The organism is Mucilaginibacter sp. L3T2-6 (assembly GCF_030519355.1).
Classification (GTDB): domain Bacteria; phylum Bacteroidota; class Bacteroidia; order Sphingobacteriales; family Sphingobacteriaceae; genus Mucilaginibacter.
Window position 1 is genome coordinate 79,752 of record NZ_JAUMKC010000011.1, and the last position, 20,676, is coordinate 100,427.

Genomic DNA, 20,676 nt, shown 5'->3' on the forward strand with positions numbered 1-20,676 from the left:
GAAGAGGCACCCAAAATGCATTTAAAACACGCAAAGATAGTCTTAATAAGCTCCGGACAGCCTTCATTGAACCCCCGGCTGGTAAAGGAAGCAGATGCCCTTGCCGACTCCGGATATGAAGTGACGGTGCTGTATGCCTATTGGAACGATTGGGGCACGAAGAATGATGCTAAGTTACTTTCCTTGAAAAAATGGAAAGCTGTGAGGGTTGGGGGAGACCCGGACGATAAGCCGGCATTGTATTTTATAAGTCGCCTGGTGCATCGTTTTTCGATAAAAATCGATAGCAGTTTATTAATTGATTATGTCAGTGCTCGCGCCGGGTACTTTTTAACGCGTGCAGCTAAGCAGTATAAAGCCGATTTATACATAGCCCATAATTTGGGAGCATTGCCTGCCGCCGTAAAGGCAGCTAAACGTTTCAACAAACTCTGCGGCTTCGATGCCGAGGACTTTCATCGCTGCGAAGCAAGCGACGACGAAAATAACTTCGATTTCAAATCAAAAAAAGCAGTGGAGGATAAGTACCTGTCTCAAATAAACTACCTAACGACTTCCAGTCCGTTAATTGCAGCTGCTTATAAAAAGACTTATCCTTTTTTATCGCCTGTGACCATACTCAATGTTTTTCCTGTGCATAAAGGTGTTATGGAGCCGGCGAAAATTGGGACCGGTAACATTAAATTATTCTGGTTTTCACAAACCATAGGCCCGAATCGTGGTCTTGAAACGGTAATAGAAGCAATTAAAATAACCGGGCTTAATATTGAATTTCACATCTTAGGCAGTATGGCAGCCGGATATAAAAAGCAACTCATAAAGGATACGGAGAGCAGGAACACAGATTCCGGCCGCGTATATATATATGAACCGGTGCCCCCGGATGAAATATTTTCCCTGGCTGCTCAATTTGACATAGGGGTTGCATCTGAAACAGGCTTCAGCTTAAACAATAGATATGCGCTGAGCAATAAGATTTTTACTTATATTTTAAGTGGTTTGGCACTGCTTGCCAGCAATACACCAGCGCAGGCAGAGTTTTTAAAGAAATATCCGCAGACCGGTAATTTATACAACAATGCGGATGAACTGGCTGCTCAACTAATTTTTTTCCATGAAAACAGACACGAGCTTTTGCAGGCCAGAAAGAGCGCTTTTATTTTGGGGCAAACAGAGTTAAACTGGAACACAGAAAGTGAAAAGTTTCTCGCCGTTATTAAAGATCAGCTTGGAAAGGGTAAATAACAAACTACTTATTATATCTCCCTATTTCCCGCCATCGAATGCTGCGGATATGCATCGGGTACGGATGAGCCTGCCATATTTTACAGAATTCGGATGGGAGGTCACCGTTGTGACGGTTGATCCTGCATATTCTGAAATGGCAAAAGATGATCTTCTTCTTGAAAATATCCCTGAAAATATAACTGTAGTTACCGTCAGAGCCCTCAATAGCAAATGGACATCGAAACTGGGATTAGGAAGCCTTGCGTTACGTTCATTACCGTATTATTTGAAGGCCGTAAATAAATTGCTAACTGCCGGCACATACCAGTTGATTTATTTTTCAACTACTCAGTTTCCTGTATGCATATTGGGCGCCTATTGGAAAAGGAAATTTGGCATACCATATATAATTGACATGCAGGACCCATGGCATTCTGACTATTACCGCGATAAGCCTAAAGATCAGCGCCCGCCTAAATACTGGTTGTCACACCGCATGCACAAATACCTGGAGCCAAAAGCTATGCGGCAGGCTGACGGATTGATTAGCGTGTCGGGCGGTTATATCGCTGATTTGAAAAAACGTTACGAAAATTTGAAAGATGTGCCTGCGTCTACGATTACTTTCGGGGCATTTCCGCCGGATTTGGAAACATCATTAAGGCATGAAACTCAATTTGAAACACTGCTCGCCGGTGGATTTATTAATATCGTATATATCGGCCGGGGTGGGATGGACATGCATAAGGCTTTAACCTCTGTTTTTGTTGCGTTAAAAAATGGGTTAGATAATGAGCCGGAATGTTTTAGAAAACTGAGGTTGAACTTTATCGGTACGAGTTACGCAAGGTCTGGCGGGTGTACAATTTTGCCGCTCGCGCAAAAAATAGGCGTAGATAAAAATGTAATAGAAATGCCTAAAAGAATTAGCTATTACCATACCCTGCTCACGCTTAAACAAGCTGATGCTATTCTAATACCCGGTTCGGACGATGAGAAATATACGGCCTCAAAAATTTACCCATACTTACTTAATCCAAAGCCATTGCTAGCTGTTTTTAACAAAAACAGTAGTGCAGTTTCCGTGCTGAAAGAGTGTGCCGAAGATGCGCATGTCGTAACATTCAGTAACAATGAAGGGCCACCGGTACATGAAATATACATGGTGTTACGAAATTGGGCCAATGGGCAGTTGACACCGGTTACCATTACACCGGCCTTTGAAAAATATAGCGCACGAAACTTAACACGAGAACAGGTGAATGTGTTTAACGCGGTGTTGCAACGTAAGGAGAGCTTTAGTTTCGGTAGTAAGAAGTGAAAAAATTGGCCATTATAACCACTCATCCAATACAATATTACGCCCCGGTTTTCAAGTTGCTTTACCAGCGCGGAAATATCGATTTAAAAGTATTTTATACCCTGGGTGATGCTGATATCAAATATGACCCAGGTTTTGGTAAGGATGTCAGCTGGGACATACCAACATTGGAAGGTTACCCTTACCAATGGACAGAAAATATTTCGGGACAACCCGGTACGCATCATTTTAAAGGGATTATAAACCCTGCCTTAATTAGAGATGTTGAAACATGGGGACCAGATGCTATTTTAGTATTCGGATGGGCATATAAGAGTCATCTTAAGGTTATTCGTTACTTTAAAAACAAAATGCCGGTATATTTCCGCGGCGATTCAACATTATTGGATGATGTGAAAGGGGCTAGACGCTTAGCGAAAATTTTCTTTTTAAAATGGCTTTACAACCATATCGATCACGCCTTTTACGTTGGTGCAAACAATAAACTTTATTTCAAAAGATATGGCTTATCAGAAAATAAATTGAGTTTTGCGCCTCATGCTGTTGACAACGACAGGTTCAGCCTTTCCAGAGACGACGAAGTACGAAAATTTAAACAAGAGCTTGGCATCTGCGACACCGATATTACAATACTTTTTGCAGGTAAATTTGAGAACAAAAAATCGCCGGGATTATTATTGAATGCTTTCATGACGGCTAATATTCCTCTTACCCGGTTGTTATTTGTGGGAGATGGCGCACTGGCGAATACGTTAAAGGCAGCTGCCGGCGGAAATACTCAGGTCAGCTTCATCGAGTTTCAAAATCAATCGGCTATGCCGGTTGTTTATCAGTCATGTGATTTATTTTGCTTACCCTCTGCAGGCCCGGGAGAAACCTGGGGACTTGCCGTAAATGAAGCTATGGCTTGCGGGAAAGCCGTATTGGTTTCTGACAAAGTAGGCTGCGCCGCTGACCTGGTAAAAGAAGGCATTAATGGCAGCATTTTCAGGAGTGGTGACGTTCAGGACTTAGTTGAAAAGTTACAGGCGCTGACTATAGATAAATATTCCCTGACTCAAATGGGGAAGCAATCGCAGCACATTATCAAGCGATACAGTTTTTTACACATTGCAGAGGCAATCGAACATAAATTACAAAATGAAACGAATTGACCGAATCAAACTGGATTTTACGCGCAACTGGAAACTGCCGGGTAAGGAGCGTTTATCCAACCTATTGAGGCCGTCGGATAAACTTAAATCGGGTATAAAGAACGGTATTGCATGGCTAACAGGGGAGAACATAGCTATTTATGCCAACGCCGATAGCTATATCGAATGGACTATTTTAAGCTTAGGCACATACGAGGAAGAGATAAATAAGCTGATCAGGATTTCCCTTAAAGATGGCGATAACGCATTGGATATAGGGGCTAATATCGGGTTACAAAGTCTCCGGATGTCACAATGCGTTGGCCAATCAGGTAATGTAATCGCTTTCGAGCCATTATATTATCTGCAGGAAAAATTCAGGCGAAATATTATACTTAATAGAGCGAATAATGTTACTTTACTGCCATTTGCCTTATCAGATATTGATAGCGAAGATGAGTTTCCTATCAGCACCAACAACTGGAACCAGGGCACGTTCAGCTTGGGTAGCGCCGCTACCGGTACTGAAAAACAGCACGTGATTATTAAAGCTGGTGATAATATTTCTGAGATACGGAGTTTCAAATCAATCGCTTTGATTAAGATCGACGTTGAGGGCTTTGAATATAAAGTACTTCTCGGTTTAAAGCATACGATAGAGCGGCATAAGCCCCATGTTATTTTTGAATACGACGAAAACTATTGGATAAATAATGGTCAAAACATAGGTGATTGCTATCAATTCCTGCAATCGCTTGGTTATACATTCTACCAGGTAACATCAGTTGGTTGCGAATTAATTACGTCTGTACAGCAAATAGAAGGCGGCAACCTGTTCTGCATCCCGTCATAACCGATGAAAAAAAACAATGGCATCGAAAAATATTTGATACTTTATTTGCCCTGGGGACTTGCGATGCTCTTTCAGCCCTCGCCCGTCACCTCTTATTTTATTGCCTGGCTTGGATCTTTCTTCATATTCTTTGTAACACTTACCGGCAAAGTAAAGCCCTTGCCCCAAGACCGCGACTTATCCGCACAGCTTATGCGGCCCATTTTTATCGTCCAGATCATTTTTGCCGGTTATATGTGCTGTACATCTATATTTTATTTCCTAAGCCTTTTGGGATACGAATATCTGAGCAAAACTAATTCTGTCTTGGCCATCGATCAGGACGCATTGGCTTTGGCTGCACAATGTCAGCGTTATTATTGCCTCGGGCATGCAGCATTTGCATCGGGGTTATTAATGTTTATGAAATATCCCGTCCGAAAAAGATATCATGTAGAAAAGGAAAAACTCGCAAACCTGTTGTTGCTTATGGCATTAATTTCATTCCCGGTGTCTTTGGTTTTTTTGCGTATCCCAGGACTAGCCCAGTTTTATTTTCAATTGAGCTCTCTTAGTTTTATATCAGGCACCCTGGCCCTGGCGTTTGCTTTACCACTACAAAAAGTGCCTAATACATTAATATGTATTGCTCTGTATATTTTCAACTTTTATAATGCATTAACATCCGGCTTTAAAGAGCCTATTATCATTAGTGTATTAGTGCTTGGAATATTTTTATATCCAAATTATAAAAAAACGGTAACGATAGTGTTCGTTCCGGCTATAATCGCACTTTTTATATTTTTACCAGCGTATGTGGGCAGTTTCAGGCAAACTGCATGGAGTGGCGAAGAGAATGCGGATGATGCGAGCCAAACCGCCCTTAACGCAGCCTTAAATAATGATAACCGGGACGAAACTAACTGGGGTTTCCTGGTATACAGGCTCAGCGAGATCGAGATGTTTACGAGGTATGTGAGATCCACCCCGGAAAGGATAGACTTTTATCATTTCCAATTGCTGAAGCAGTCGGCAATGGCCGTAGTGCCCAGAGTGTTTTGGCCATCGAAGCCAGTTACTGAAGATTTAATTATGGAGCGCGTTTACGATGCAGGGGTAGTTAACAGAAACTCCAACGTATCGGCAAAGCCTGCATTTATAGTAGATGCTTATTTGTCGTTCGGGGCGGCAGGTATTTTCATTTTCCTGTTTTTATATGGCGCAGTAGCACAGTCAATTGCATGTAAGGCCGAAGAGCTATTTGGCGGTTATATTTTAGGTACGGCGTTAATCTTCAGTGGTCTGTTTCAAATTTTTTGGCGGGGACTAAGCTTCGAATTCATCGTCAACTCTGTTTTTTGGTCGTATGTTACCATGTGGGTAATTTTTAAATTGATGCGTTCTAAAAATATCTTGAAGGAAGTTTGAGGATCTTACAAATTTGCGCCGCCTATAAGCCGGCGTATATTTACGGAGGGCCAACCATGTCGATATCGATGCTTGCCGAGCAATTAGTAAAAGCAAGTATTTATACCGAAGTATATGCAACCACAGCCAACGGAAAAGAAGAGTTACAAGTAGCCCCCGGCAAGCCGCAAAATATAGATGGCGTGTCAGTGACTTATTTCAGGCGGTTTACCAAAGATCATACTCATTTCTCGCCCGGATTACTGGCCAAGTTGTGGAAGAGTTGCCGTCAGTTTGATGTTGTTCATATAAATGCCTGGTGGAACACGGTATCGGTGCTATCGTGTTTAATCGCTTTGATACGGGGGGTTCCCGTCTTCGTATCGTCAAGGGGTACGTTAAGTTCTTACTCGTTTCAAAACAAAAACAGCGGTATAAAGGGGCTTATACATAGATTAATCGGAAGGCCTTTGCTAAACCGCTGTTATATACACGTTACCTCAAATAGGGAAGAGGAGGGCTTAGTAAATATCATCAATCCCTATAGTTTTACCACTATACCAAACTTCGTAAAGCTACCTTTTAAAGAATTTACCGGCCGCAAATCAGGCTCGTTATTAAGATTGATTTTTTTATCGAGAATAGAAAAGAAGAAAGGACTTGATTTGCTTATGGAAGCATTGCCGCAATTGACGATACCATACCATTTAACTATAGCCGGCGACGGCGAAACAGACTACATAAACTCATTAAAAAGTATAGCGAATAAGCACAATGTTGCAGAGCATATAACCTGGACGGGATTTATGGGTGAGGATAAATTTAATTTATTGTACAACCATGATTTATTGGTATTGCCTTCGTATGATGAAAATTTCGGTAACGTAGTGATAGAAAGCCTCAGCCAGGGAACAGCGGTTTTGCTGAGTCCCTTTGTGGGTTTGCAGCGATATGTTGCCGAACATAATTTTGGATGGGAATGTTCGCTGGATGCTACTAACATAGCCGACAGGATCAATTTTATTTATAGTCAGCAGGATGAGCTTATGCGAATTAGAGACACCGCTCCGGTTGCAATCCGCTCCGACTTTGATGGACAGCAACTGGTAAGCAGATATATCAGCATGTACAGCTCGATTATAACTACCGGCGGTCACCAGGAATCGTTATAGGTCAATAAAATTTGTTTTATAAATCCATCATAAAGAATCTGAAATAGCTATATTTGCGCCCCAACCCGGAGAGGTGTCAGAGTGATCGAATGTGCCTGATTCGAAATCAGGTGTACCTTTACCGGTACCGGGGGTTTGAATCCCTCCCTCTCCGCTTCAAAAACAAAAGGCTCCCCGACTCGAAGAGGAGCCTTTTGTTTTTTGCTTATTTTCTTTATTTTGTGATGGTCCTAAAAATTAGTTGGAACATTATGGTGTGTATAATTTGTCCAGCATAAAAAGCCCACATCTCCGCCGGGTAATCCATTGGTATCGGGTACATAATGATTGGCTATGTAATTGGTTTCAGCAGTATTATAATGCCTGTCTGCTACATTAATGCCTGGCCATATCGGGTTCGAAGGGTTCCCTCTTGGCGAGCAGGGAGGCGATACCGTGCCATGCATCAGCTTATAGTGATAGTTATAACCGGTAAGCAGCCGGCTGTTGCTGGCCGAATAGATGGATAAATCACCTTGTATGCCACACGTGTTAGCCGCGTAGCTCAAGCCGGTAAGCGTGTATTGGAAATGCACATAGTCGTTATGATACCCGCAAATCTCGCCGTCCATGGAGCCATCTGAGGCAATTACTATAGGCAAAACATTTTTAATCACCGTAATTCCGTTTTGGTACACGGTCTGGCTATCCTCAAAAATGCCTATGGCAATTTTTGCCCAGCCCTCTGACACATTCCAGTTATTGTTGTACTCGGGGTCTGTGGCGTGATTGATGTAATTGTCTTTCATCCTGTTTAAAAAAGTGCAAAACTGAGTATTTTCGGCACTTGTCCATCCGGCCCCCTGGCCGTTGGCGGGTACATAATATTTAATGATTTCGGCAGCGGCTACAAATGTCGGCGCCGCCCACGACGCTTCCAGGTAAGCCTGGTATGGGTTGCTTCCGGAAACACTAAAGCCGCGGAAGGCGTTTGCCCAGCCATCCAATATTTGTTTTACCGTTGTAGCATAAGAGCCGGTCCCGGTTTTAGCCCAGCGCAGTGCAAGCGCGTAACTCAATAAAGCATCGCCCTTAAATGCAGCTTCGTCAGGAGTGCTTACGCCACCGGCGACATTTACGGTAGCTTTGTATTGACCGCTCGGGCTATGGTTGTTACAATAGTTGAGTACGTACTGGTAAGCTGCCAGGCGGTTCGCATCGCCGGAGTTTGCCTGCTGCGCTATATAATCCAGGGTTTCTTTTGTATTCACTATACCTGGGTGTACAAATCCTGAAGTGGGGACACTTGCAAACGTTTTTGGCAAATCAGGTTTGCTTTTAACCGGTGAATCGTCTTTTTACAGCTGTAAAAGAACAAGGCAAGCATTAAAACAAGGGCAATAGGAAGCCCAGTATGATTTTTAATTTTCATAGCGTTAAAGATTAATGATTAAAATTTAGTTACCTGCAAAATCGTTGTCTACGGCCGCTGACGAATTTTTTTTGCATTCTGCATTATTAATGCGGTTGTAATTGGCTTATATACTAATATACAGTATGTTATGTTCGATTTCCTAATGTGTTGACTATAATTTCTACGAAATCGTTTTCGCTATGAAGTAGATTGTTTAAATAATGGGAAACCAAAATTACTTTTAGTTTAGCCAGATTAGCGGATGTCTCACCGGCATATTTCTGATGATCTCCGGTTCCCGCGGATCGTGGTTAAGAGACAGCCAGGTTTTTAGCCAAAGCGGGTTGTGATAGCTCATTGCCCCAAACAACAATGCCGGGCCGGCAACAGGCCAGTTGTCCCAATACATCACATCCTTAGGGTAGGGCCATTTGTTTTTGTCGGTCAAAAAAGGATAGAGGAACTTGATGCCTTCTTTTATCGACCGCCCGTCCGGTGTTTCATAAAGCCACAAATTGTCCTGCTTTCCACTTAGTACATTGCAAATAGTTGCCATTGCGTCCAGGTTAAAAATGCTATAGCCATAGGGTTTAGTCCGCTTTAACTCCAACGGGAAGCTCCCGTCTGCTGCCATTTGCGCAGGCAGCAACACATTTTTGTACCGGTTACTGCAAAATTTCAATAATTTTTTATCGCCGACAAAGCGCGCAAAACAAGCCACCTGCATTACCCAGCATGTACCGTGATTATTTTTGGCGTTCATTTCATCTTTACCGTATTTATGTGTGGTCAGCCAATCCAGGTATTGTTTAAACCACGCTTTTGCCCCTGCTAAAATATCCTTATCAAAACCTGGTGACTCTCCCATTACTAACATTCCCTGCGCTACTTCCATTAATTGTATGGTATCTATTATCCCTATACCACGGCCAGTTGCCACGCCTTTTATCGCCTGAGCATACAAAAGGTTAGGATTCATGCGGGTGTCACTGTCTGCAAACCAAGCTTTAATATGCTTTTCGGCTTGCTTTATATATTTAACATCATGTGTCAGTTTATAGGCAGATGCCAGCGCTCCTACAATGCGACTAAAACGGATCATTAACAGCCTGTGCGCGGTAAAGTTAGCCGGATTGGTCAGCCCGTCTTTTTGTAGATAAGGTCCGTCCGGATTAGCCGGATCAGGCCACCAATAATCCCCTTCTGAATAAAAATCGTTTTTACTGCCCATGCTTCGTGCGCATTTTTCGGAAGTAATGGTTAAGGGCTGTTGAGTCAGCGCCCATGCGGCTTCGTGCAGAATATAAGGGCGAAGGGTGCTCTCAACCTGCCTTTTAAAATCGGATTTCGCCGCAGGCGCGTGCCATGCCGTCAATAATAAGCAGGCTAAAATTTTCAGGTAGTTTAACTTGATCATATTTAGGGCTGTTTTGATATCAAAATAGTTGGCTAAATAACAAACCAGGCCCTTTTACGGGCCTGGCGATCTTAAATTAACCAACAACTTACTCAAATTTAAATTAAGCTTGTTATGCACAGGCAGGTGGCATTAAGGAATTTTATCTAACGGTGGTATATTGGTCTCGGAACCTGAATAGCCTTTGTTTTGATTGATATGTCCGTTAATGTTTAAATCTATCTCGCTTTGTGGTATTGGCCACAATACATGATAAGGTGAAATAGTGAAATGGTTGCCGGAATTTGTTATTACTGCCGGGTTTTTATAGAAATCATTTTTCTCCATTATCCTGTCGTAAAAGAAATTATCTGTCGAGAAATTTGCCAGGTTGTAAGTTTTGCCATTGTAGGCCGCTTTGCCGGTTTCTGCAAAAATATAGGCAATCCTGGTAAGTTCAGTTTTGCGCGGTTCTTCCCAATACAGCTCCCTCTGCCGCTCGTCGAGTATCGTTCCGATGTTTATTGCGCTTGGATCAGTTAACAATTTGGCCTGCGCACGTGTCCTTACACGGTTGATGTCATCCATTGCAAGTGCATTTTGGCCTTTCCAGTAATAAGCTTCAGCTCGTAGTAAGTAAGTTTCTGCCAGGCGGAATACATACCAATCGGTGTTGGTGCCGCGTGGCGGGCTCCACCATTTATCGGTTGCATACAGTCCGGAACCGATAAATACCTTGTAATGTGGCCAGCCGAACCAGGCGCGAATGGTATCCTTTGCGCCGTTTAAGAAACGCTGGTTAACATTCTCTGCTGTGTACTGTTCCAGGTGCTTGCCGTACCAGGTGGGATCAGTTTTTTTAATAGCCGGGTTGTTATAAACCAGATCTGTCATGTCTATCCACATTCCTTTTTTATGGCGAAGATCTGTGGTATCTGTCCATATATATTTGGTTGCATACGGGGTGCCGCGTAAACGGCCGATTCCACGCCCATATAATAAGGTGAGCGGAATATCTTCGGTTACTTTGTCAGATATACCAGGTTTCAGGGCGCCGGGTGTTAAAATAGTGCCGTTGTGCCACATTGGTACGCAATTACGCATAACCTGCGAGCCGAACTGCGTAGCGCCGTCAAGGTCTTCGCGGTCAATAACTACATATAATGCTTCTGTATTTGTCGGAATGGATTTGTTTTCTGGGCGATGTAAATCCCATACAACGTTCTTGGTGGCATCATTTGCAACAATGCCGAAACGACCGGTCATTAAAGCGTAGGGACCATTGATAGCTACATTGGCAGACGCAATGGCATCATCAAATAAACCCATCGCCAGGTTGATTTTAGTTAACAAATGAGCTGCGGCGCCTTTTGAAGGCTCTCCTTTATTGCCGTTATCAACCAATTTTGTGATGGCAAACTCAAGGTCGGTTTTCATTTGTTTTAAAATCACCATGCGCTTTGTAGTGAAATAGCCGGTATTCACCTTGGTTTCTTCCTTTAAAACTAAAGGAACGTCCCCAAACTCGTGTACCAGGCGGTAGTAGCGATATGCGCGGTGGAAGTATGCGGTCGCTAAGGCCTGGTCGCGGTCGGTTTGGCTTGGCCATTTTGTGTTGTCTATCCTTGAGATGATAACGTTTGCGTCATGTATGCCCTGGTACCAGTTTTGCCAATACCACCCAATTTTGTTATAGTCGTTGCTATTAAGGTTCGCAGTGGGGGTTATCCTCACGTTCAGATCCTGGGCAGGAGTAGTTTTGTCTGTTGTGCCCTCAACGGCGGCATCGGTGAAGATAGATTCTGTTAATAACGGCGCTGAGTCACCAAAATATTCAGACCTTATTCCTAAATTAAGGTTAAGTAATGCATTCCTGAAAGCTGCCGGTGTGTTGAGCGTATTATCAGGTGTAAATTTCGAAGGCGCCTCGGGGAACAGGTCGCTTCGCTTTGTACATCCGGCGGCGGCAAACACCGCAGTAATTGCAAGACCGGCGATTATATTGTTTTTTAAATTTTTCATGTCTTAATCAGTTTATCCATTAAAAAGTAACATTGAAACCTGCTGACAGGTACCTTGGCGTAGGCCCGCCGTTTTGCGGATCCCATAAGGCCCAGCCTGTAACTACTGCAGCATCAGTGGCATTAATAAATACCTTCGCACTCGACATACCTAAACGTTTGATAAGGGCAGGAGCGAAGGTATAGCCCAATGATGCGGTCTGGAACCGCAGGAATGAAGCCTTGCGCCATACGTTTATTGTAGTACCTGAGGAGCCTGAATTCAAACGTGCATAATCGTTGATCGCCTTGTCGGGTGTCCAGTAAGGCAGTACGTATGAATTTGTTCGGTTTATACCTACGCCGCCTGGGTTGTTTATGGCCTGGTTAAACTGCCTTAGCTGTCCGATATTGGATACTACCATGAAAGAAAAATCGAAGTTCTTCAAAAAGTTGAAGTCGTTGCGCAGCGACCAGGTAAAGTTTGGATTTGTTGATCCCAGGAATACCTTATCATCATTGGTGAATTTAAAGTCGCCGTTCCTGTCTTCCAGTTTAAAATCACCGGGAACTGCTTTGTATTTTTTAGCTTCGTCAGCCTCATTAATTTGCCATACCCCGAGGATGTTATAATCCCATACCGCATTTACATCGTGGCCTATAAACCAGCCATTGCCTATATCGTTATTTTCCCTGGTGATGGTGTTGCCGTTTGCATCTTTCGTTTGGTATTCGCCGTACAGATGCACTATCTTGTTGCGGTTCAGATAAAATGTTCCGGTAGCGTTCCAGCTAAAATTCCTGCTGCTCATAATTTTGCCCTGTAACAGTACCTCGATACCGCGGTTATTAACCTCGCCGATATTCGTAAGCACATTAGGATTAGCAAGGCCTTCAACCATTAATAATGATCGGTCGACAATCAGGTTGGTTGTTTTCCGGTTATAAACATCAATAGAGCCGCTCAAGCGGTTATGCAATATGGCGAAGTCCAAACCAAGATTGGGGCCTGTGGTTCGCTCCCAGGTTAACGCATCGTTCTGAAGTGTGCTTACATAAACGGTATTGTTATTAGTTACTACACCCGACGGGCTAACCACAGGATATTTACCGGTAGAAATTACAGCAAGTGCGAGGCTCGGATCCGCAGTGCCACTTTGCAGGCGGTTACCGTTGGATCCATAACCGGCGCGCAGTTTACCGTAATCGAGCCATTTAAAGAAATCCGTTTGGAAAAACTTCTCATCACTGAAGGTCCACGCCACAGCGCCATTGGCATAACTTTGCCTTGGCTGTTTTAAACCGAAAGGCGAAAAGCCGTCGCGCCGTACGGTAAGCGTAACGTTGTACCTGCCCAGTAATGCGTAATTAATACGACCCATCAGCGCATCGGCATTGTATACACGGTCATCGCTGCTTTCAACCGGCAGCGTGCCTGCACCTATATTGTGATACCCCAGTACATCGCTCGGACTGAATTGCGTATTTGATGCGCGGGTGTACCAGGTTTGGTATTTCTCCTTATTCAAAAGAAAAGTTGCATCAAAACTATGGATGCCGATAGTTTTATTCCAGCTCAGGATATTATCCAGGTTATACCTGTACCTGTCTTCCATAGTACGGATACCGGTACCGCCTGAAAGTTCATTTGGGTTAGCCACCGGACGGAAGAAAAAATTTCTGTATGACTCTATCTGCGGCGAAAAGTTAAGGGTGTATTTGATGCCGAATGGCAAATCTACTTTTGCAAATAAGGTAGAAAACAAAACATTCTGCACGGCAACGTTAGAGTTGTATTTGTTACCTAAGAAAGGATTTCGCTGGTTCAGACCGCTATCGTCAGTGTCAATACGGCGTAACGAACCGTCAGGGTTATACATATCGCCATAAGGTGAAGAGTTAATGATCTGGGTCCAGTCGGCTTCTGTACGGTCAATGCTCTGGCCGCTTAATGAACCTGCGGAGGCTCCTTCATTACGGTTTGCAAATTGCGCGTTAACGCCGACAGTCAGGAACTTAGTCGCCCGGCCTTCCAGGTTAACACGAAAGCGGTTATTGTTATATTGGCCACCCTGAATCAGATTTTGGTTTTTCGTGAAGTTCCCCGACAGGTAGTAGCTGATATTATCGTTTCGGCCTGATAAACTTGCAGTATAATCCTGGCGCACGCCGTTTCTGAAGATGAGTTTCGACCAGTCAGTAACTTTTCCATTTTTATAATTGTCGATCTCATTTTGAACCAACCCTAAACGCTGCAGGTAAACGGTAACAGGGTCACCTGTGGAGCCATTTAAAAATTGATCGATTGTGACACCGCTGGGCAGTGCACGCGGGTCGCTGTAGTAATAGTATGGGTTGGATGTATTAGCGCTGCGCTGTACATCGGCACGCCATTTAAGGAAGTCCTCTCCCTGGTAATATTCCTGATTTTCGAGTAATTGGGCGATGCCAACGTTGCCATTTAACGTGATTACCGGCTTGCCTTTTCTGCCTTTTTTTGTTGTAATGGCTACAACGCCACCTGCAGATTGTGCGCCATAAACAGCCAGCGCGCTTGGATCGCGCAGTACGTCGATTCTGTCGATATCGTCCGGGTTGATGTCTGCCAGGTCGCCGGGATAAATTACACCGTCCAAAACCAGCAGTGGATTTGTACTCCCTGACAATGAATTGCGGCCTCTTATCTGCAGGTCGCCTACGCCGCCGCCTTTTGGAGAAGTATTTAAACCTACTGAAATACCTGGTACGGAGCCCCTTAATACGTCAGTAACGCTTTGCGGATGGTCATTTTGAAATTTATCCGCCTTGACACTGGTAATAGCGCCTGTAACGTCTTTTACCTGGCGGGTACCATAACCGATGACCACTACCTCGTTAAGGTCCTTGGCTGACGGTAAAAGCTTGACATTTAAAGTTGTCCGGCCATTTAGCGCGATCTCCTGCGGTTCGCGGCCGATATATGAGAATATCAGTGTCGCATTAGCATCCGCCTCAATATTATAACGTCCGTTCACATCGGTTATCGCTGTTGTGGTGGTGCCTTTAATTGTTACAGTGGCACCCGGCAGCGGCAGATTAGTTTCATCGGTAATCACACCCGTAATTTTAGCGAATTTAACAAGTGGTGTATTGAATGCAGTGGTAACCTTATGCGTTACCAATGGAGTACGCACGTCGGTTGTATGTGCATATGTATTACCCATCGCAGCAAAAATCGATGCGGCAGATAAAATAGCACATGTTTTAATGGATTTTTGTAAAGGTCTATTCTTCATATTCTCGTTTAAGAATTAATTTTTTGACAATAAGATTCCCTGACGGCCTTTCTCCGTCTTTTTTTTGTTTTTAAATAAAGAATCAGATTTTATTACTGCCAGAAGTTGGCATTAGCGGAAATTACATCGCTATAAGTCGGTTTTATTTTTCATGTCAGTTCAGTTTGGTTGATTATAGATTGGTTAATTGATTGAATGAGCTTTTGAAATAAGATACCTGGTTAGGTCGGCGGCAGCTTTGTCATTGTCAAACCCGGCGGGCAGCCGCCCATTTACGTATTCGTTATAAAACCATGGATCCGAAACAGCGAACACTATACCTTTACCATAGTTGACAACTGCGGCAATAGCAGCGCCACTTTGCGATTGAAGCACCTGTTTTCCTTTGCCTGAAATGGTTATGCCGCAAACATCTTTCATAAATGCATGGTGCGCAGTCTTAAATATGGGGTTATTATTAATAATGACCGCACCGTCTTCAAAATGGGCATCGTCAATAACGTGATTTTGCATATCACTGTTAAAATGAAGGCCGAATTCGCCTGCAAGGATGTTAAAATGTTCCAGTTCAACATTGGCACTGTCATTCGCCATGATAACGAGTACGCCACCGGCTTTAACCCACTGCGCAATGTTGTCGGCATCGGCTTGTTGTATGTAGTTCGGATTGGGGTTCTCCTTCTTCGTGTCGGGGTCCACAATGATGTAAACCGAGACTCCCTTTAAGCTTTCGCGGGTAGGCGCACCCGGGATATTAATAAGTGATGCACCCTGTGATTTGAAAATACTCCCCCAAACAGAAAAACCCGAATTGGCCGTATCTTCCCACGTGTAATGATAACGTTGCGTCTCTCCATTTTTGTCGGTATGCGTTTCATGATTAAAATAATAATCAAGAGCAACGGTTTGGGCGTTCGCCCTGGAAATGGCAAATGGATACACGAAGAGTACACAGATGAACAGCGTGCGTTTCATTATTTAAAAAAAAATTAAATGGCGTGCAGGGCTTATAATTGGTGTTTCTGCAACTACATAAACCAAAAGTATCTTGATTGCCTTTGGTTTCGCAGTTTTAGAGCATATTTATTTACGACATCGTTTTCGCTAAAGGGTAGCTGATATCCAAACGCTGCCTGATTTATCAATTAAGCCGGTAAGTAGTTGGAAACACTAAGTATAGGTGTAGCTTATTGCCCGTCGTTTTTTGGAGATGTCGACTTGCGTATCACAAGTTGGGTAGGTAAAACCAATTTCTCAAATTCGTAAACTGGTCTTTTGCTTAAAATAAGACTCAGCAGCAATTCCGTAGCTTTTTGCCCCATCTCGAAACCGGGCTGATAAACTGAACTGAGGGATGGATTCAGAGCATCAGCAAGCGTGGTATTAGTGTAGCCGACAAGTGCTATTTCTTCCGGAATAGCTACACCAAGTTTGTTAAGCAGGTGAAGTGTGGTAGTTGTAATCCTGTCTGAAGTTGTCAGGATGGCATCGGGCTTAGCTTTAAGCGAAAGCAAGTCGTTAACGGCATGTTCTATTTCATTAATATCTCGTCCGCCATGTGCGCAGTACTTAACGTATTCATTCGGGGGCTCTATGCCTGCTTCAGCCAGCGCTTGCGTGTAGCCAGCCAACCGTTCTACAGTGATGGAGATGCTCGGCGGACTGGTGATATGGGCAATACGGGTGTAGCCTGATTCTATCAGGTGCCGGGTGGCATCATAAGCCCCTTTGAAGTTATCTGCTATTACTTTATGTGTTTCAATTTCTTCTGATACGCGGTCGAAAAACACAATGGGCAAGCCCTGCTGGTGAAGTCTTTTCAGATGACCGATGTCTTCCGTTTCGGTAGATAACGATATGAGCAGGCCATCGATAGAACGATGGGTGAGGTGCCCCACGTTGGCAATCTCACGCTCAAGCGACTCATGTGTCTGCGTGATAATTACGTTAAACCCCGCCTCATAAGCCACCGACTCGATACCATTAATAACCTGCGAAAAAAACTGATTGGCCACGCTTGGCACTACAATGCCAATGGATTTGCTTTGCCCTTGCTTTAGGCTTTGAGCGATGGGATTAGGGCGATAGTTATGTTCGCGGGCATAGTCGTTTATCAGCTTTTTGGTCGCTTCGCTTATTTCATAGCTATCTCTCAGCGCTTTTGATACTGTTGATACAGATAGATTAAGCGCTGTTGCAATATCTTTTATTGTGATGGTACTAAAGTTCATATCAGCTTAAACTAACGGCCGGGGCTGCCCTAACGTTCAAGCCAATGTAACTAAAATACTATCTTATTGCTAATTAATTAAATTATAATTTGACAATTTTCATCCGCGGAGCAAGTAAATGCATTATTAACCAGGCAAATAGATAGGCACAGGCGCATGCTGTAAAAATGATGTTATAACCCGCTGTAATATTACCTGCCTGCTTATATGTGGCCAATATCCAGCCGATGAATGAGGGAAAGATAATACCTCCGACAGAGCCCGCCATCCCCCCGATGCCAACAACCGAGCTTACTGCAATTTTGGGGAACATGTCAGATGTGGTCGTAAAAATGTTGGCGCTCCAGGCCTGGTGTGCAGCGGCTGCTAAGCTTATTAACGCGACAGCCTCCCATATATTAGTGGCGTAGCGGGCGGCAAATATCGGAACAACACATAACGCACAGATCAGCATGGTCATTTTCCGGGCGCGAAATACAGGCATACCTTTTCTTATCAGCCATGAAGACAGTTGCCCGCCGCCAATGCTGCCGATGGTAGTAGCGGTATACACCAATGCGAGCGGTAAGCTTGGTTTTGAAAGATCAAGGTGAAATGTGCTCGAAAAATAGGAGGGCAGCCAAAACAGGAAGAAATACCATATTGGATCGGTAAAGAACTTGCCGACTACAAATACCCAGGTTTGCCTGATGCTGAAAAGTCTTGCCCATTTTACTTTTTGCTGAGTTTCGTTCTCAACCTCCGCCTCGCCAATATCGCTGTGTATGTGTTTGTATTCAGCTTCATTTATTTTTTTATGACGACCCGGTACTTCATAAAAAATCCACCAAAATACCAGCCACACAAAGCCCAAAGCGCCCGTAATTATAAAGGCCATTTGCCAACCGTAAACGCCTAATATCCATGGTACCATTATCGGGGCCGCAACGGCGCCAATATTCGCGCCACAATTAAACAAACCGGTGGCTAACGCCCGTTCCTTTTTCGGAAACCACTCTGCCACCACTTTAATGGCAGCCGGAAAATTCCCTGATTCGCCAAGACCTAAAGCTGCCCTTACCAATCCAAATCCAAACGTGGATTTGACGATAGCATGCAGCATAGCTGCCAGGCTCCAAACTACTAAAGACAGGGTATATCCTATGCGTGTACCCAGCTTATCAATAAATCCCCCAAACGCCAGTAAACCAATAGCATAAGCCGCCTGGAATGCCATAACGATATAGCCGTAATCCTCCTCGGTCCAGGCAAACTGCTTTTCCAGCGTGGGTTTTAAAAGACCGATAACCTGGCGGTCGAGATAATTAATAGTAGTAGCAAAAAACAGCAGGGTAACCACCACCCACCGGTAGTTGGTTTTATTGGTTTTGTTAGCTGGGTTCATTTTTTAATAGATTCGTATAAACTCACATCAGACCCCCCCGAATATGGAAAAGCCGCCATCGACGCAAATCATCGATCCGGTAACGAAAGCAGAGGCATCGCTCAATAGCCATACGATTGCGCCGATCAATTCATCCGGGTGCCCGAAGCGCTTAAATGGTGTATTGCGGATCACCTTACCGCCGCGGTCGGTATAACCGCCATCAGGAGTGGTTAACAGGTTGCGGTTCTGTTCGGTCAGGAAGAAACCCGGGGCAAGGGCGTTCATACGGATCGCATCACCATAGCGATTAGCCAGCTCTACGGCGAACCATTGGTTATAGCAATCTACAGCAGCTTTACCCATGTTGTAGCCCAGTACTTTAGTTATTGCCCGCTTGGAGTTCATGGATGATATATTAACGATGCTTCCCCTGCCGGTTTTTGCGATCGCCTCCCCGAAAACCTGTGTAGGATATAGCGTACCCCAAAGGTTAAGATCCATCACCTCTTTCATTCCCTGCAAATTCATACTGAAGATATCGTCTTCCGGCTGCAAAACACCCTGCGGCATATTACCTCCCGCGCCATTTACCAGCCCGTCAATCCTGCCAAATGCATCCAGTATTTTGTTTTTGGCGGCAACCAATTCATCAACGTTCATTACATCGGCAACCAGGGCAATGGCTTTGCCTCGATTCGAATTAATGGCAGCTGCACGCTCTTCGGCAACAGCTTCATTGCGCCCAAGAATACCCACTGTGCCGCCGGCTTCCACAATACCGTTTACAAACGAATTGCCCAAAATGCCGGTACCACCGGTTACCACTATTACTTTTCCGCTTAAAGAGAATTTATCTGACATATTTAATGAATTAGTGAACCAATTTTTCCGCAGCTTCTTCCGACTTAACTGACTTTTCAGTCTTCATCGTAAATCCCCGATCGAAATCATGTCCATATCCGTGTAGTCCAGGTTCTCGCCCCCCATACCCCAGATAAAGCTGTAATTGCTGGTGCCGGCGCCGGAATGTATGCTCCATGGCGGCGATATTACCACACCATAATTGTCAACCACTATATGCCTTGATTCCGACTGTTCACCCATGAGATGAAAAACACGCTGGCCCTCCGGAATGTCAAAATAAAAATAAGCTTCCATACGCCGGTCATGCACATGCGGAGGCATAGTATTCCATACGCTGCCCGTATGCAATATCGTTAATCCCATTACTAACTGGCAACTTTTTATTCCTTTTGTATGAATATACTTATTTATTATCCGCTTGTTTGACAATGCGGCATCACCGGCGTACACCTTCTCGGCATCGTCCATCGGCATTAAGACGGCTGGATAGGTTTTGTGAGCCGGTGCAGATAATAGGTAAAAGACCGGGGGATTACCGGCGTCTTTCGCTTTGAAAACTATATTTTGTATGCCTTTGCCTAAGTAAAGGCAATCCAGCTTTTGCAGCGTATAGGTTTTGTCATCAGCGATAATCTCCCCCGGGCCTGCTACATTGATGATACCTGCCTCACGTCGCTCCAAAAAGAAATCAGATTTAAGATTATCATAATTACCAAGGGTAATGCTTTCAGTAACCGGATTTGCAACGCCTGCAATCATACGGTCGTAATGAGTATATGCACAGTTGAACTGATTAATTTTTAGAAGGTCGGCAACCAAAAAACGGTCGCGAATCTGATCCGTTTGATAATTCTTGAAATCATCAAAATGAACGCTGTGTAGTACTTTCAAAACAGAAAAATTTGGAGTTTTAGATTGTAATTGTTGGCAAGTGTACAATTATGGTACTTTAATTTAAAATAACCGGACTAATATTTCTACGCAAACGTTATCGAAAACAGGACTATGATTATAACATGCATACACTATAACGTTTGCGTAGAAATAGTGCCCTGATTG

General features: G+C 43.9%; 15 protein-coding genes and 1 tRNA gene. 7 read left to right on the forward strand and 9 right to left on the reverse strand.

Features of this window, described 5'->3' with window-relative positions:
• Window positions 1-15 precede the first annotated feature (15 nt).
• The 7 genes from Q3W13_RS13655 (at window position 16) to Q3W13_RS13685 (ending at window position 7,246) form a co-directional block, all read left to right on the forward strand.
• A complete protein-coding gene (locus Q3W13_RS13655; RefSeq protein ID WP_302864666.1) occupies window positions 16-1,245 on the forward strand; it encodes a hypothetical protein in 1,230 nt (409 codons plus the stop codon).
• Window positions 1,196-2,548, forward strand: a complete 1,353-nt coding sequence (locus Q3W13_RS13660) for a glycosyltransferase (protein ID WP_302864667.1) — start codon at window positions 1,196-1,198, stop codon at window positions 2,546-2,548. Before Q3W13_RS13655 ends, Q3W13_RS13660 begins: the two co-directional genes overlap by 50 nt.
• Window positions 2,545-3,702, forward strand: coding sequence for a glycosyltransferase family 4 protein (locus tag Q3W13_RS13665; RefSeq protein WP_302864668.1), 1,158 nt, complete (start codon window positions 2,545-2,547; stop codon window positions 3,700-3,702). Before Q3W13_RS13660 ends, Q3W13_RS13665 begins: the two co-directional genes overlap by 4 nt.
• Window positions 3,689-4,534, forward strand: a complete 846-nt coding sequence (locus Q3W13_RS13670; RefSeq protein WP_302864671.1) for an FkbM family methyltransferase — start codon at window positions 3,689-3,691, stop codon at window positions 4,532-4,534. The genes Q3W13_RS13665 and Q3W13_RS13670 overlap by 14 nt, the downstream gene beginning before the upstream one ends.
• Before the next feature lie 3 nt (window positions 4,535-4,537).
• Window positions 4,538-5,941, forward strand: a complete 1,404-nt coding sequence (locus Q3W13_RS13675; RefSeq protein WP_302864672.1) for an exosortase Y-associated Wzy-like protein — start codon at window positions 4,538-4,540, stop codon at window positions 5,939-5,941.
• Window positions 5,938-7,092, forward strand: coding sequence for an XrtY-associated glycosyltransferase XYAG1 (locus Q3W13_RS13680; RefSeq protein WP_302864674.1), 1,155 nt, complete (start codon window positions 5,938-5,940; stop codon window positions 7,090-7,092). The genes Q3W13_RS13675 and Q3W13_RS13680 overlap by 4 nt, the downstream gene beginning before the upstream one ends.
• A 67-nt stretch (window positions 7,093-7,159) precedes the next feature.
• Window positions 7,160-7,246: transfer RNA gene (locus Q3W13_RS13685), tRNA-Ser, on the forward strand.
• A 76-nt stretch (window positions 7,247-7,322) separates the two neighbouring features.
• On the opposite strand, the gene Q3W13_RS13690 is transcribed toward Q3W13_RS13685, so the two are convergent.
• The 9 genes from Q3W13_RS13690 to kduI form a co-directional block, all read right to left on the reverse strand.
• Complete coding sequence (locus Q3W13_RS13690) at window positions 7,323-8,342, reverse strand: alginate lyase family protein (RefSeq protein WP_302864676.1); 1,020 nt, start codon at window positions 8,340-8,342, stop codon at window positions 7,323-7,325.
• A gap of 384 nt (window positions 8,343-8,726) precedes the next feature.
• The gene (locus Q3W13_RS13695; protein WP_302864680.1) at window positions 8,727-9,902 is read right to left on the reverse strand and encodes an alginate lyase family protein; all 1,176 of its coding nucleotides are present in this window, start codon (window positions 9,900-9,902) and stop codon (window positions 8,727-8,729) included.
• Window positions 9,903-10,034: 132 nt separating this feature from the next.
• The gene (locus Q3W13_RS13700) at window positions 10,035-11,903 is read right to left on the reverse strand and encodes a RagB/SusD family nutrient uptake outer membrane protein (protein WP_302864682.1); all 1,869 of its coding nucleotides are present in this window, start codon (window positions 11,901-11,903) and stop codon (window positions 10,035-10,037) included.
• A gap of 19 nt (window positions 11,904-11,922) precedes the next feature.
• Window positions 11,923-15,156, reverse strand: coding sequence for a SusC/RagA family TonB-linked outer membrane protein (locus Q3W13_RS13705; protein WP_302864685.1), 3,234 nt, complete (start codon window positions 15,154-15,156; stop codon window positions 11,923-11,925).
• Window positions 15,157-15,339: 183 nt separating this feature from the next.
• On the reverse strand, window positions 15,340-16,131 hold the full coding sequence (locus Q3W13_RS13710; protein WP_302864687.1) for a DUF4350 domain-containing protein: 792 nt from the start codon (window positions 16,129-16,131) through the stop codon (window positions 15,340-15,342).
• 212 nt (window positions 16,132-16,343) lie between these two features.
• The gene (locus Q3W13_RS13715; RefSeq protein ID WP_302864688.1) at window positions 16,344-17,387 is read right to left on the reverse strand and encodes a LacI family DNA-binding transcriptional regulator; all 1,044 of its coding nucleotides are present in this window, start codon (window positions 17,385-17,387) and stop codon (window positions 16,344-16,346) included.
• A gap of 82 nt (window positions 17,388-17,469) precedes the next feature.
• Complete coding sequence (locus tag Q3W13_RS13720; protein ID WP_302864690.1) at window positions 17,470-18,771, reverse strand: MFS transporter; 1,302 nt, start codon at window positions 18,769-18,771, stop codon at window positions 17,470-17,472.
• A 27-nt stretch (window positions 18,772-18,798) separates the two neighbouring features.
• Window positions 18,799-19,614 carry an SDR family oxidoreductase gene (locus tag Q3W13_RS13725; protein ID WP_302864692.1) on the reverse strand — a complete coding sequence of 272 codons (816 nt, stop codon included), beginning with the start codon at window positions 19,612-19,614 and terminating at the stop codon, window positions 18,799-18,801.
• A 63-nt stretch (window positions 19,615-19,677) separates the two neighbouring features.
• Window positions 19,678-20,508, reverse strand: coding sequence for a 5-dehydro-4-deoxy-D-glucuronate isomerase (gene kduI / locus Q3W13_RS13730; protein WP_302864695.1), 831 nt, complete (start codon window positions 20,506-20,508; stop codon window positions 19,678-19,680).
• Between the last annotated feature and the right edge of the window lie 168 nt (window positions 20,509-20,676).